Origin of the sequence: Thioalkalivibrio sp. ALE23, assembly GCF_000378545.1 — a bacterium.
In the GTDB taxonomy this organism is placed as follows: Bacteria; Pseudomonadota; Gammaproteobacteria; order Ectothiorhodospirales; family Ectothiorhodospiraceae; genus Thioalkalivibrio.
The window spans coordinates 556,407-570,312 of sequence record NZ_KB900031.1; the positions used below are offsets into that span (position 1 = coordinate 556,407).

A 13,906-nucleotide genomic window follows, 5' to 3' on the forward strand; every position below is an offset into this window, starting at 1 on the left:
ACCGTCAATTGACGGCGTCGAGATCCGCCGCCAGCGATTCGCGCATGCCCTCGGGCACGGCATCCACGCGGTGGTTGTAGTTCTCGTGGTCCACGCCGGCGGCGATGGCCGCGCCGGATTTGGCCGCCGACACCATTGCGGGCGTCAGCTCGAAGCGCAGGAAGTGCACCGACGAGGTCTTGTCCTCGGTCTCGCGGTCGAGGTCTTCGTTGGCGATGGGGTAGACCTTGTCGTGGCCTTCCACCTGCACCCAGGTCACGCGCTCGATGCCGATCAGCTTCGACAGCTGCACCTTGCGCTCGTCCGCGTCGGGGAATTCGACCATCATGGTCGCCTTCCAGTTGGAGCCGTCCGGGATCAGCGGGTTGTAGGCACCCAGCTCGTCCTCGATGCCTTCGCGGTCGAAGATCTTCTCGACCCGCAGCATCTCCTGGATCTGGTACTGCATGGTCATGCGATCCTCGAAGTGCAGGGTGACCGCAGGACCGATCTGCAGCACGCGGTGGCGCTTGTGCTCCATCACGTCGCGGCGGAAATTGGGCCGTACCTCGGAATACTGTTCCAGGGAATACAGGTCGTCACGGCTGAGCTTGTCCACGTTTTCCTCCGTTACCATGTTCTCACCTCCTCGAGCACCGGGAGCCACATCACCCGCACGGGGCATCAGTGGTCGTGATGCTGGCTTTTGTCGGTGTAGTCCTTGTCGGACCAGAGATTGTCTTTGAGTTCGCGATCGAACACCGGGTTCCGGCGCCGGATCCACTCCAGCACCATCGCCGCATGTTCGATCTCCTCGTCGCGGTTGTGCGCGAGGATCGCCTTCAGTTCGGGATCCTTGCAGGCGTCCATGCGCTGCTGGTACCAGTCGACCGCCTCGAGCTCTTCCATCAGCGAAACGATGGCGCGATGCATCTCGCGCGATTCGTCGCTGAGCTCCTCGACCGGTTCGTGGTAGCTGTCACTGGCCATTCGCTTCCCTCCTGATGGGTGTTACAGCCCGTAGGCCTGACGCAGCAGCGTCAGCGGGTGCTCGGGCTGCTTGTCGTCGTCCTTCATGCCGTTCTCGATCATGTGGCCGGCCATCGGGCAGTCACTGGAGAAGTGGTCGGCCTCGGCCTTGGTCACGCGGTTCACGACCGGACGGCAGATCTTGCTGGCCGTCTCGTAGAACTCGCTTTTCACGCCATAGGTACCGTCATGCCCGGAACAGCGCTCGACGGTCTCGATCTCGGTGTCCGGCACCAGCTTGAGCAGATCGCGGGTCTTCAGGCCCATGTTCTGCACGCGCAGATGGCAGGCGGCGTGATACGCGATCTTGCCCAGCTTTTCCGGGAAGTCGGTGTTCAGCTTGCCGTCCTTGTGGCGCTCCATCAGGTACTCGAACGGGTCGAAGATACGATCGCGTACCGTGGCCACGTCCTGCTCATCGGGGAACATCAGCGGCAGTTCCTGCTTGTACATCAGCACGCAGGATGGCACCGGGGCGACGATGTCGTAGCCCTGGTCGATCATCTTCTTCATCGCCGGGATGTTCGCGTCCTTGGAGGCCTCCACGGACTCCAGGTCACCCAGCTCGAGCTTGGGCATGCCGCAGCACTGCTCCTTCTCGACCAGCGTGACCTCGATGCCGTTGTGCTCGAAGACCTTGACCAGGTCCTCGACCAGGTGCGGCTCGTTGTAGTTGCCGTAGCAGGTGGCATACAGCGCGACCCGGCCCTGAGTGGCACCGGCCGGTTCCGGGTTGCTCACCCCGCCGGACACCTTCGACACGCGCGAACGGCCCTTGTTCGAGTGATACTCGGGCACCGGGGCGTCCGGGTGCACGCCGACGGTCTTGTCCAGCAGCTTGCGCACGGTTCCGTTCTTGTTGGCCGCGTTGACCGCGCCGGCCACCACCGGAATGCCCGCCAGCTTGCCCACCGTGTCGGTACTGGAGAGCAGTTTGTGCGAGGTCTTCGCACCCTCGTTCTGGAACCGGAATGCCTTGGCCCGCAGCATCAGGTGCGGGAAATCCACGTTCCACTCGTGCGGCGGGACGTAGGGGCACTTGGTCAGGTAGCACAGGTCGCACAGGTAGCAGTGATCCACCACCTGCCAGAAATCTTTCTTGTCGACCCCGTCGACTTCCATGGTCTCGGATTCGTCGACCAGATCGAACAGCGTGGGGAATGAATGACACAGACTGACGCAGCGCCGGCAGCCGTGGCAGATATCGAAGACGCGCTCGAGTTCGTTGAACAACGATTCCTCGTTGTAGAACTCGGGGTTCTTCCAGTCCAGTGGATGGCGGGTCGGGGCTTCGAGACTGCCTTCACGTTGATGGGTCGGCGCAGACATTCATCCCTCCGGATGTTCTGATTGTTCTGTTCTTGCAGACAAGACGGGGCCGGCTGAGCCGGCCCCGCTGCGGGACACGAGCCGCGACGATCAGTCGTCCAGCTGGTCCAGCGCCTTTTGGAAGCGGTTGGCGTGGGAACGCTCCGCCTTGGCCAGGGTTTCGAACCAGTCGGCGACTTCGTCGAAGCCTTCGTCGCGCGCGGTCTTGGCCATGCCCGGGTACATGTCGGTGTACTCGTGGGTCTCGCCGGCGACCGCGGTCTTCAGGTTGGCTTCGGTACCACCGAATTCCAGGCCGGTGGCCGGGTCACCACAGTCCTCGAGGTACTCGAGATGCCCATGGGCGTGGCCAGTTTCACCTTCCGCGGTGGAGCGGAACACGGTAGCCACGTCATTGTAGCCTTCCACGTCCGCCTTCGAAGCGAAGTACAGATAGCGACGGTTCGCCATCGATTCGCCGGCAAACGCTTCCTTCAGGGCTTCTTCGGTCTTGCTGCCTTTCAGATCCATGATGTCTCTCCTTCTTCGTATGGGTTCTACACAGACACAGCGAGCGAGTGTCGCATCGAGTGCAGACAGTGATTTAGACTCTGTCTAAACCGTACGGCAAATGTATGCCCTGTCCCCGGCCCTGTCAACCTGCCCCCTCGTGCTTTTCACGCACGCGCGGATCCGGTACTTTGGCCGCTTTTGCAGCCGACAATCGCCATGTCCGACGAGACTCCCGATCCCGCACCCGGAACCCCGGCCGACTTCGAAGCCAGCCTGGAGGCCCTGGAGACCCTGGTGGCCCGCATGGAGTCGGGCGAGCTGGGTCTGGAACAGTCGCTGGAGGAGTTCCAGCAGGGTATGCAGCTGGTCGATCGCTGCCAGCGGGCCCTCGACGAGGCCCAGCGGCGCATGGAAGCCCTGACCACCGAAACCTCCGGCAACCCGGAAGCCGCCAGCGGGACCCCGCCCGCGACGGATGACGATGACCCGGTGCCCTTCTGATCCGGACCCGCGGACGCCCGACGTGACAGCCACCACCTCGCCCGAACAGGCCATCCCCGCGTATCAGGAACGCATCGAGGGGGTCCTGGACCGAGCCCTCGATCCGGCCGGCGCGCCCGACGCCCGGCTGATCGAGGCAATGCGCTATGCCACCCTCTCCGGCGGCAAGCGCCTGCGCCCGCTGCTGGTATATGCCACCGGCAAGGCCCTGGGGGCCCCGCAGGACGCGCTGGATGCCGCAGCCGCGGCGGTGGAGATGATCCACGTCTACTCGCTCATCCACGACGACCTTCCGGCGATGGATGACGACGAACTGCGGCGCGGACGCCCGACCTGTCATCGGGCCTACGACGAAGCCACCGCGATCCTCGCCGGCGACGCCCTGCAGGCGCAGGCCTTTGTCACGCTGTCGAGCGGGACGGCGGCACTGCCGGCCGGGCGCGCCCCGGTCATGCTGCAGGAACTGGCCCGCGCCGCCGGCCTGCAGGGCATGGCCGGGGGCCAGGCCATCGATCTGGGAGCCTGCGGCGGGCGCCTGGATCTGCCGGGGCTGGAGGGCATGCACCGGCTGAAGACCGGCGCCCTGATCCGCGCCTCGGTTCGCCTGGGCGGGCTGGCCGGCGGCGCCGACGACGCCCTGCTGGCGCGCCTGACCGACTACGCCGAATGCATCGGCCTGGCCTTCCAGATCCGCGACGACATCCTGGACGTCGAGGGTGATCCGGAGACCCTGGGCAAGGCCTGCGGAGCGGATGCGCGCCTGGACAAGTCGACCTTCCCCGCGCTGATGGGCCTGGAAGCCTCGCGCGAACGCGCGGTGGCGCTGGTCGACCAGGCTCTGGAGGCGCTGCAACCCCTGGATGCAGAGGCCGATTTGCTTCGCCATCTCGCGCGTTACATTGTCGACCGCATCCACTGAGCCGGTGCCCTCCGCGATGCAAGCCACCCCCCTCCTCGATGCCATCGAGTGGCCTTCCGATCTGCGCGCCCGGCCGGGCGCCGAACTGCCGGAGATTGCCCGGGAGCTGCGCACCTTTCTGATCGACAGTGTCTCGCGCACCGGCGGACATCTGGCCGCCAACCTCGGGACGGTGGAACTGGCGATCGCCCTGCACTACGCCTTTGATACCCCGGACGACCGGATCGTCTGGGACGTGGGGCACCAGGCCTATGCGCACAAGATCCTGACCGGGCGGCGCGAGGCCATGGCGACCCTGCGCCAGCACGGCGGACTGGCGGGCTTCCCCAAGCGCGCGGAGAGCGAATACGACGCCTTCGGCGCCGGGCATTCCAGCACCTCCATCAGCGCCGCCGCGGGCATGGCCCTGGCCGCCCGCCACGCAGGCCTCGACCGGCGCCACGTGGCGGTGATCGGCGACGGCGCGATGACCGCCGGAATGGCCTTCGAGGCGCTCAACCACATCGGCGAGCTGGACTGCAACCTGCTGGTCATCCTCAACGACAACGACATGTCCATCTCGCCCAACGTGGGCGCGATGAACCAGTACTTCACCCGGCTGCTGTCGGGGCGCCTGTACAGTTCGATGCGCGAGGGCTCCAAGCGCATGCTGGAGTTCGTGCCGCCGATGAAGGCGTTCGCCCAGCGCGCCGAGGAGCACATGAAGGGCATGCTGGTGCCCGGCACGCTGTTCGAAGAACTGGGCTTTCGCTATTTCGGGCCGGTCGACGGTCACGATGTCAGCGGTCTGGCCGGCATCCTCAAGAACCTGCGCGGCGGGCACGGACCGCAGCTGCTGCACGTGGTCACCCGCAAGGGCCAGGGCTATGCCCCGGCCGAAGAGGACCCCTGCCGCTATCACGGCGTGTCCAAGTTCGAACCGGAGAACGGTCTCGCCCCCTCCGGCCCGAAGGCACCGACCTACACCGACGTCTTCAGCCAGTGGCTGTGCGACCAGGCGGCGGCCGACGAGCGCCTGCTGGGCATCACCCCGGCGATGCGCGAGGGCTCGGGCCTGGTCGCCTTCTCCGAACAGTACCCGCAGCGCTACTTCGACGTCGGCATCGCCGAGCAGCACGCAGTGACCCTGGCGGCCGGCATGGCCTGCGAGGGCCAGCACCCGGTGGTGGCGATCTACTCGACCTTCCTGCAGCGGGCCATGGACCAGGTCATCCATGATGTCGCCCTGCAGGATCTGCCGGTGCTGTTCGCCATCGACCGGGCCGGCATCGTCGGCGCCGACGGCCCCACCCATGCCGGTACCTTCGACATCGCCCTGCTGCGCAGCGTACCCAACCTGCTGCTGATGGCCCCGGCCGACGAGGCCGAATGCCGCCGCATGCTGGCGACCGGCTTTGCCTGGAACGGCCCGGCCGCGGTGCGCTATCCGCGCGGCAGCGGCCCGGGCACGGAGCCGGGCGACCGTCTGGATCCGCTGCCGGTGGGCGAGGCCGAGATCCGTCGCGAGGCGGGCCCGGACGGTGCGGGGGAACGCATCGCCATCCTGTCCTTCGGCGCCCTGCTGGATACGGCGCTGGAGGCCGGCGAAGCCCTGGATGCGACGGTCGTCAACATGCGCTTCGTCAAGCCGCTGGATACCGCCTGCCTGGCCCGCCTGGCGGCGGAACACGACCGCCTGGTGACGCTGGAGGATCATGCCCGCGCCGGCGGCGCCGGCAGCGCGGTCCTGGAGTGGCTGTCGGCGGAGGAGCTCGACATCCCCTGCCAGACCCTCGGCATCCCCGACCGCTTCACCGAACACGGGCCGCGCGAGACCATCCTCGCCGAATGCGGTCTCGATACCGCCGGCGTGCTGGCAGCGATTCGCCACGCGGCCGGGCAGGAGAATTGCGCCGCACCGGGCGGCCGGCTAGGCTTTGCAGGCTGACAGCCATCTCCCGGCCCGCCGGCCGACCGCTTCCGGAATCCGAACATGAGTGCCCGCTATACCCTGCGCGTCCTGACCGACTTCGCCTCCGCGCACACCCTGCGCGATTACCCGGGGCAGTGCGCGAACATGCACGGCCACAACTGGAAGGTGGAAGCCGAGGTCGAGGCCGAAACCCTGGACGACACCGGAATGGCGGTGGATTTCAAGGTGGTCAAGAGCGCCGCACGCGAGATCGCCGGGCAGCTGGACCATCGTTACCTCAACGACGTGCCGCCGTTCGACACGGTCAACCCCACCGCGGAGAACATCGCCCGCTGGTTCTTCCGCGAGATGGCGGAACGCCTGAACCGCCCCGGGCTGCGCGTCAGCGCCCTGACCCTGTGGGAGACCGACCGCGCCTGCGTGCGCTACAGCGAGGACGGCTAGACCCCCACCCACTCCACCCGCGCCCCGCCTCAAGCACCGTCATTGCGGAGGGCCGCAGGGGGCCGGGCTCAGGTTATCGCGCGCATCGCCATCGCGACGGGTTATCGCCCGCATCGTCATCGCGAGGAGCGAAGCGACGTGGCGATCTCCGTCCGGGACCATCTGAGCCCGTATCTGACTCGGCGCCAGCTTCGGAAGGTTGCCGCGTTGCCTGCGGCTCCTCGCAATGACGGGGCCGGATTTTCCTTCGCGGTTGTTGCAGCACGACCTGCGCCACCTACAGGTTGTTGGAAGCGTAATCCGCCAGCCGCGAGCGCTCGCCGCGGGTGAGCGTGATGTGCCCGCTGTGCGTCCATTCACGGAAGCGGTCCACCACATAGGTCAGCCCCGAGGTGGTCTCGGTGAGATACGGGGTGTCGATCTGCGCGATGTTGCCCAGCGCGACGATCTTGGTCCCCGGCCCGGCACGGGTGATCAGCGTCTTCATCTGCTTGCTGGTGAGGTTCTGCGCCTCGTCCAGGATGATGTAGCGGCTGAGGAAGGTACGCCCGCGCATGAAGTTGAGCGAGCGAATCTTGATGCGGCTGGTCAGGATGTCCCCGCTGGCCGCCCGGCCCCATTCCCCGGCCCCTTCGGTGTTGCCGCCGAGGACCTCGAGATTGTCCATCAGGGCCCCCATCCAGGGGGTCATCTTCTCCTCTTCGGTACCCGGCAGGAAGCCGATGTCCTCGCCCACCGGCACCGTTACCCGGGTCATGATGATTTCCTTGTAGGTCCCGTCCTCGAGCGTTTGCGCCAGGCCGGCCGCCAGGGTCAGCAGCGTCTTGCCGGTCCCCGCCGCTCCCACCAGCGAGACGAAATCGACTTCCGGATCCATCAGCAGATTGAGCGCGAGATTCTGTTCGCGGTTGCGGGCATTGATGCCCCAGACGGTGTGCCGGGGATTCATGTAGTCGTCCACCAGCTCGATCACGGCGGTCTCGGCCGGCCGATCCACCTCCAGCACGATGGCACTCAGGGGCTGCTCGCCCTCGCGATAGACGAACTGGTTGGGATGCCATTCCGCAACCAGCGGCCCCTTCACCCGGTAATAGGTCCGGCCGGCCTCCTGCCAGGAATCCATCGCCGCACCGTGGGTGTCCCAGAAGTCGCCGGGCAGCTCCTGCATTCCCGAGTACAGCAGCGAAACGTCATCCAGCACCTGGTCGTTGTGATAATCCTCCGCATGCAGGCCGATCACCGCAGCCTTGATGCGCAGGTTGATGTCCTTGGACACCAGGGTCACCCGGACATCCGGGAGCTCCTCTTCCAGCGCCCGTGCGGTGCTGAGGATATCGTTGTCGGCCGAAGAGCCCGGCAGCGACTCGGGCAAGTGCGAATTCAGGCTGCGGGTCTGGAAAAACAGCCGGCCATGGCCGCCGAGATCCGAGTCCTCCAGCGACGTCGCGGTCAGCGACAGCCCGGCGACAATCGCTTCGTGGGTAGCCCCGGTCATCAGCTCGTCGATGAACCGGCTCACCTGACGCACGTTGCGCGCCACCTCGGAGACCCCCTTCTTGCCCCGGTCCAGCTCTTCCAGCACCACCATCGGCAGGAAGATGTCGTGTTCCTTGAAACGGAACAGCGCGGTGGGGTCGTGCATCAGGACATTGGTGTCCAGCACGAACAGATGACGGCCGGGTTCGCGGTCTTCGATCATCGGGCCTCCGGGGCGCAGGGGCAGGGGCAGAAACGCGCTCGATGTCAGCCCGAGAGTTCACGCACCGCGGCGAGCACCTCGTCCACGTGGCCGGGGACTTTCACCTTGCGCCATTCCCGGCGCAGCACGCCGTCCGCGTCGATCAGGAACGTGGAGCGCTCGATGCCGCGCACCTGCTTGCCGTACATGTTCTTCATGCCAATGACGTCGAAGGCCTCGCACAGGCGCTCGTCCGCATCGCTGAGCAGGTCGAACGGCAGCTCCTGCTTGCTGCGGAAATTCTCGTGGCTCTTCACGCTGTCGCGCGAGCACCCGAGGATCACCGCCCCCGCTGCCTCGTAATCGGCCAGACGCTCGGCAAAGTCACGGCTCTCGTTGGTACACCCCGGCGTGTTGTCCTTGGGGTAGAAATACAGGACAACCATGCGCCCGCGGAAATCCTCCAGCGCCAGCTCCTGGTCGCCGGTGGCCGGCAGGCGGATATCGGCAGGTACGGGCTGATCGATCGCAACCGTCATTTTCGTGTCTCCGGTCGGGGACGGGGCGGCATTCAGGCCTTGATCGGCTCCAGCACCCCGTCGAGATTGAGTTCGTCGCAGAAGTCCATGAATTCGCCCCGCAGCGTCGCCAGATGCTGCGCGGCCGGGATGTCGATCACGATGTTCGCCGCGAACATGCGGGCGCCTGTCTGCTGCGCCGTGTAGACGCGACTTTGTACATCCCGCAGGTTGACGCCCCGCGTGGCGAAGAAGTTCGCCAGGCCGTGCAGCAGCCCCGGGGCATCCAGGGCGATGACGTCCACGGCATAGGCCATGGCGGCCTCGCCCGACTCTGCCAGCGGCCCGCGACGCGCGGTCACCACCAGCCCGCTCTCGCGTTCCAGACGTTCCAGCCGCCCTTCCAGGGTCGCCAGGGTCTTCCAGTTTCCGCTGGCGGTCACCGCCATGCAGGCGTAGCCGGAAAGCACCACCATGCGACTGGCTTCCAGATTGCAACCGGATTCGGCAACGTGCTGGGTCACCTGAGTCACCAGGCCCGGCCGGTCCGGCCCCAGCAGACTCAGCACCAGCTCGGTGTGCGTACCGGCCCCGACGACCTCAGCCACGGGCCCGGCCTCCTGCAACCGGCGAGCAGGATGGCGAACGGCAATGGCGCATCGCGTGGATCATGATGTCGGAACATATCACCTCCCCGGGTACAGGCCAACGCGGCGCTTTCTTGAATGCCCTGTCAGTCCCCCGTTAGACTGCACCATTACTTGTCCTGGAGGGGGCGATGTTTCAAGGCAGCATGGTCGCGCTCGCGACCCCGATGCACGCCGATGGCAGCCTGGACTGGCCAGCGCTGGATCGGCTGCTGGAATTCCATGTCGAGTCGGGTACCGACGCCATCGTCGCCGTGGGCACCACCGGCGAATCGGCCACCCTCGATTTCGACGAACACTGCGAGGCCATCGCGCACGTCGTGCGCACCATCGATGGCCGGCTCCCGGTCATTGCCGGAACCGGAGCCAACTCCACCCGCGAGGCCATCGCCCTGACCCGGTGCGCGAAGGAAGCCGGTGCCGATGCCTGCCTGCTGGTCGCCCCCTACTACAACAAGCCCACCCAGGAAGGCCTGTATCTGCATCACAAGGCCATCGCCGAGGCGGTGGACATCCCGCAGATCCTGTACAACGTGCCCGGCCGGACGGCGGTCGACATCCTGCCCGAAACGGTCGAACGCCTGGCCGGGGTGCCCAACATCGTGGGCATCAAGGAAGCCACCGGAAGCAACGAGCGCACCGCCGAGCTGGTCGAACGCGTCGGCAGCCGCCTGGACCTGTTCAGCGGCGAGGATGCCAACGGACTTGCCTTCATGCTGGCCGGTGGCCACGGCGTCATCTCGGTCACGGCGAACGTCGCGCCGCGTCTGATGTCGGAGATGTGCCGGGCAGTGCGCGAAGGCGATGCCGAACGAGCCCGCGAGATCAACCGCCAGCTGGACGGGCTGCACTCGGCCCTGTTCCTGGAGGCCAACCCGATCCCGGTCAAATGGGCGCTGCAGCAGATGGGCATGATGGAAGAAGGCATCCGCCTCCCGCTGACACCGCTTTCGGCTCCGTTTCACGCCCCGGTTCTGGACGCCATGCGCCAGGCCGGCATCGAGGTATGAACCGTTCATGACCCGTTTTTCGTCGTTTTCCGCTCGTACGACCGTACGCGCTTACCTGCCCGCGGCGCTGCCGCTGGCCGTCGCCCTTGCACTGGGTACCGCCGGCTGCGCCGGTACCGATGACCGTGGCCCGGTTTATCAGGAATCCCGTCAGGCCCCTGACCTCGAGGTTCCGCCCGAACTCAGCGCCCCCGACAGCCGCGATGGCTACCGCGTCCCCGACGCACCGGGAGAGCGCGTCAGCGCCCGCGAGATGCAGCAGCCGGATACCCGACAGACCGGCACACCAGGCGGAACGGGCGCCCTGGCGCCGCGCGCCGGCGAGGTCCGGGTGCTGCCCGAAGACAGCGACGTACAGATCTGGCGTGACGGCGATACGCGCTGGCTGACGGTCGATACCGACCCGGACGCCCTGTGGAATCGCCTGGCCGCGTTCTGGGACAGCCAGAACCTGCCGCTGGAACGCAACGAACCGGAAGTCGGCATCATGGAAACCCAGTGGGCCGAAGACCGCGCCGGTATCCCGTTCAGCGGCACCCGCGGCTTCATCGCCCGGACCATTGGCGGTCTCTACGATTCGAACACCCGTGACCGGTACCGCCTGCGCGTCGAACGCGAGGAAGACAGCCGCACCGCGGTCTACATCACCCATCGCGGGGCCGAAGAACAGCCCGTGGGCGAAGAACGCTTCCTCTGGGTTTCCCGCCCCTCCGAGCCGGAGCTGGAAGCAGAAATGCTCAATCGCCTGCGCCTGTTCCTGCTCACCGGCGACCCCGGCGAAGGCGGTCAGCGCGCCGACGAATCCGAGGTCCAGCGGGTCCCGGGCGCACGCCTCGAAAATGTCGGCGACGAACTGGTTCTTCGCTTTGACAGCGAAACGGACCAGGTATGGCGGCACCTCGGCACGCGCCTCGACCGTTCCGGCCTCCTCGTCGACGAACGCGACCGCCGCAGCGGGGTGCACGAAGTCACCTATCGCCCCGACAGCGCCGACGAAGACGAAGGTGGCTTCTTCAGCCGCCTGTTCGGTCGCGGTGACCGCCGCGCAGACACGCGCTACCGGCTCGAACTCTCCGCGGACAACGGCCAGTCCCTCCTGCGTGCACGGGACATCGAAGGCGAACCGCTGGACGAGGACGACACCCGATTCCTCCTCGAACGGATCGTGGAAGGCTTTCGCCGCTGATCACCGAGCACCGGCGCTGTCGGCATGCTGCAATACTGTTCTCTTGGAAGCGGAAGCGGCGGGAACGCCCTGGTCGTGCGGGCCCGCCACACCTGCGTCATGATCGACTGCGGCTTCTCCGCGCAGGAGGCCGAACGTCGACTCGCGCGCGCCGGCCTGCAGCCGGACCAGCTGGACGCGCTCCTGATCACGCACGAGCACGGTGACCATATCGGCGCCGCCGGCGCGTTCTCCCGACGCCACGGAATCCCCGTATACGCTTCCCACGGCACCCTGCGAGCCGCCCGCGACAATCGCTTCCCCAGCACCCTGGAAATCACCAGCGACTCGCCGATCGAGATCCGCGACCTGCGGGTGATTCCGTTCACCGTCCCGCATGACTCACGGGAACCCACACAGTTCACGTTGTCCGATGGTCACCGCGAGCTGGCACTAATGACCGACGCCGGTCATGTCACGCCCCACATGGTCGAGATCGCCGCCCGCGTCGACGGACTCCTGCTCGAATGCAACCACGAGCCGGATATGCTCCAGGCAGGCCCGTACCCCGAGCGTCTCAAGGAACGTATTCGCGGAGGATGGGGCCACCTCCCCAATCACGCGGCGCGTGACCTGCTCCGACGGGCCGATAACCGAAAGCTGCGCTCGCTGATCGGGATGCATCTGTCGACCGACAACAACCATCCCGATCACGCCCGGAACGCACTTGCAGAGGGCGTCGGCGCGGCCGCGGCCGAAATGGAACTCGCCACCCAGGAAGAAGGGTTCAGCTGGCGCGAGCTCTAGGGAGCCGCCCCCTGGCTGCCGATGGCTACTTCCGCGATTCGCGCAGGAAATACAGCCCGCCAAGGATCATCACAACGCCCACCACGGTCGCGAACCACCCGCCAAACCCGCCATCCTCACGGGGGGCGATCGGCGAAAAATGGACCTGCTGCCCCAGCAGCGCATACGCCCCCACGGCAATAAGAACCAGACCCACGACCACCAGGCCACCATCCGTCCGCTTGTTCGCCACAGCCACCTCCCGCCGGTCGTCCGGCGTCACACGGGCACAAAATCAGGCATAAAAAAAGCCCGACCCCTTGCAAGAGGAATCGGGCTTTCGGTGTAAATGCCTGGCGGTGACCTACTCTCACGAGGGGAGGCCCCTAACTACCATCGGCGCAGAGCAGTTTCACTTCCGAGTTCGGGATGGGATCGGGTGGTTCCTGCTCGCTATAGCCGCCAGGCAAACTGGCTGGACAGCGCTCACTGTCCAAATTCGGAATGCAACTAGGTGATGTGTCAGAAGAGACCAACAATCATTTGGGTGTTATATGGTCAAGCCGCACGGGCAATTAGTACTGGTTAGCTTCACGCGTTACCGCGCTTCCACACCCAGCCTATCAACGTTGTCGTCTTCAACGGCCCTTCAGGGAGCTCGAAGCTCCAGGGAGATCTCATCTCCAGGTGGGTTTCCCGCTTAGATGCTTTCAGCGGTTATCCCTTCCGCACTTAGCTACCCGGCAATGCCACTGGCGTGACAACCGGAACACCAGAGGTGCGTCCATCCCGGTCCTCTCGTACTAGGGACAGATCCTGTCAAATCTCCGACGCCCACGGCAGATAGGGACCGAACTGTCTCACGACGTTCTAAACCCAGCTCGCGTACCACTTTAAATGGCGAACAGCCATACCCTTGGGACCTGCTTCAGCCCCAGGATGTGATGAGCCGACATCGAGGTGCCAAACACTGCCGTCGATATGGACTCTTGGGCAGTATCAGCCTGTTATCCCCGGAGTACCTTTTATCCGTTGAGCGATGGCCCTTCCATACAGAACCACCGGATCACTAAGACCTGCTTTCGCACCTGCTCGACGTGTCTGTCTCGCAGTCAAGCACCCTTATGCCTTTGCACTCGTCGCGCGATTTCCGACCGCGCTGAGGGTACCTTCGCACTCCTCCGTTACTCTTTGGGAGGAGACCGCCCCAGTCAAACTACCCACCACACACGGTCCTCGACCCGGATAACGGGCCTGAGTTAGAACTCCAAACTTGCAAGGGTGGTATTTCAAGGATGGCTCCACCGAGACTGGCGTCCCGGTTTCAAAGCCTCCCACCTATCCTACACAAACAAGCTCAAAGTTCAGTGTGAAGCTGTAGTAAAGGTTCACGGGGTCTTTCCGTCTGGCCGCGGGTACACAGCATCTTCACTGCGATTTCAATTTCACTGAGTCTCGGGTGGAGACAGCGCCGCCATCGTTACGCCATTCGTGCAG

The 13,906-nt window shown here is 65.5% G+C and carries 15 protein-coding genes and 2 rRNA genes (1 of these 17 running past the window's edge); 7 read left to right on the plus strand and 10 right to left on the minus strand.

Annotation, left to right across the window (positions count from 1 at the left end; translation table 11 throughout):
- Positions 1–4 precede the first annotated feature (4 nt).
- The 4 genes from F573_RS0102695 to F573_RS0102710 all read right to left on the minus strand — a co-directional run bounded on the left by F573_RS0102695 (position 5) and on the right by F573_RS0102710 (position 2,847).
- Positions 5–616, minus strand: coding sequence for a DUF3501 family protein (locus tag F573_RS0102695; RefSeq protein WP_019021377.1), 612 nt, complete (start codon positions 614–616; stop codon positions 5–7).
- 47 nt (positions 617–663) lie between these two features.
- Entirely contained in the window at positions 664–969 is a 306-nt protein-coding gene (locus F573_RS0102700) for an encapsulin-associated ferritin-like protein (protein WP_019021378.1), read from the minus strand.
- Positions 970–990: 21 nt separating this feature from the next.
- Positions 991–2,337, minus strand: coding sequence for a heterodisulfide reductase-related iron-sulfur binding cluster (locus F573_RS0102705; RefSeq protein WP_019021379.1), 1,347 nt, complete (start codon positions 2,335–2,337; stop codon positions 991–993).
- A 90-nt stretch (positions 2,338–2,427) separates the two neighbouring features.
- Positions 2,428–2,847, minus strand: a complete 420-nt coding sequence (locus tag F573_RS0102710; RefSeq protein WP_018870615.1) for a rubrerythrin family protein — start codon at positions 2,845–2,847, stop codon at positions 2,428–2,430.
- A 198-nt stretch (positions 2,848–3,045) separates the two neighbouring features.
- On the opposite strand from F573_RS0102710, the gene xseB reads away from it, so the two are divergent.
- Genes xseB through queD form a run of 4 tightly spaced genes read left to right on the plus strand, consistent with a single transcriptional unit; the run spans position 3,046 to position 6,605 of the window.
- Positions 3,046–3,330, plus strand: a complete 285-nt coding sequence (xseB, locus tag F573_RS0102715) for an exodeoxyribonuclease VII small subunit (protein ID WP_018870616.1) — start codon at positions 3,046–3,048, stop codon at positions 3,328–3,330.
- Entirely contained in the window at positions 3,311–4,249 is a 939-nt protein-coding gene (ispA, locus tag F573_RS0102720) for a (2E,6E)-farnesyl diphosphate synthase (protein ID WP_051075351.1), read from the plus strand. The genes xseB and ispA overlap by 20 nt, the downstream gene beginning before the upstream one ends.
- A gap of 16 nt (positions 4,250–4,265) precedes the next feature.
- Positions 4,266–6,176: a 1-deoxy-D-xylulose-5-phosphate synthase gene (gene dxs / locus F573_RS0102725; RefSeq protein WP_019021381.1), complete on the plus strand. Its 1,911-nt coding sequence runs from the start codon at positions 4,266–4,268 to the stop codon at positions 6,174–6,176.
- Between the two features lie 45 nt (positions 6,177–6,221).
- Complete coding sequence (queD, locus tag F573_RS0102730) at positions 6,222–6,605, plus strand: 6-carboxytetrahydropterin synthase QueD (protein WP_019021382.1); 384 nt, start codon at positions 6,222–6,224, stop codon at positions 6,603–6,605.
- A 277-nt stretch (positions 6,606–6,882) separates the two neighbouring features.
- On the opposite strand, the gene F573_RS0102735 is transcribed toward queD, so the two are convergent.
- Genes F573_RS0102735 through F573_RS0102745 form a run of 3 tightly spaced genes read right to left on the minus strand, consistent with a single transcriptional unit; the run spans position 6,883 to position 9,409 of the window.
- Entirely contained in the window at positions 6,883–8,304 is a 1,422-nt protein-coding gene (locus F573_RS0102735) for a PhoH family protein (protein ID WP_019021383.1), read from the minus strand.
- Positions 8,305–8,348: 44 nt separating this feature from the next.
- Positions 8,349–8,822, minus strand: a complete 474-nt coding sequence (locus F573_RS0102740; protein ID WP_019021384.1) for a peroxiredoxin — start codon at positions 8,820–8,822, stop codon at positions 8,349–8,351.
- Between the two features lie 32 nt (positions 8,823–8,854).
- Positions 8,855–9,409, minus strand: coding sequence for a glycine cleavage system protein R (locus F573_RS0102745; protein ID WP_019021385.1), 555 nt, complete (start codon positions 9,407–9,409; stop codon positions 8,855–8,857).
- A gap of 170 nt (positions 9,410–9,579) precedes the next feature.
- Between F573_RS0102745 and dapA the strand changes: the two genes are divergently transcribed.
- From dapA to F573_RS0102760, 3 genes are read left to right on the plus strand one after another with little or no spacing between them, the layout of a single operon-like run.
- Positions 9,580–10,458, plus strand: a complete 879-nt coding sequence (dapA, locus tag F573_RS0102750) for a 4-hydroxy-tetrahydrodipicolinate synthase (RefSeq protein WP_018870623.1) — start codon at positions 9,580–9,582, stop codon at positions 10,456–10,458.
- A 7-nt stretch (positions 10,459–10,465) separates the two neighbouring features.
- Entirely contained in the window at positions 10,466–11,644 is a 1,179-nt protein-coding gene (bamC, locus tag F573_RS0102755; protein ID WP_019021386.1) for an outer membrane protein assembly factor BamC, read from the plus strand.
- Between the two features lie 24 nt (positions 11,645–11,668).
- Entirely contained in the window at positions 11,669–12,430 is a 762-nt protein-coding gene (locus F573_RS0102760) for an MBL fold metallo-hydrolase (RefSeq protein WP_026300772.1), read from the plus strand.
- 25 nt (positions 12,431–12,455) lie between these two features.
- Here the strand turns inward: F573_RS0102760 and F573_RS0102765 are convergent, their stop codons facing one another.
- From F573_RS0102765 to F573_RS0102775, 3 genes are all read right to left on the minus strand, one after another.
- On the minus strand, positions 12,456–12,662 hold the full coding sequence (locus F573_RS0102765; protein WP_018870626.1) for a hypothetical protein: 207 nt from the start codon (positions 12,660–12,662) through the stop codon (positions 12,456–12,458).
- Between the two features lie 98 nt (positions 12,663–12,760).
- Positions 12,761–12,876 (minus strand): 5S ribosomal RNA (gene rrf / locus F573_RS0102770).
- Between the two features lie 87 nt (positions 12,877–12,963).
- A 23S ribosomal RNA gene (locus F573_RS0102775) occupies positions 12,964–13,906 on the minus strand (it continues 1,936 nt past the right edge of the window).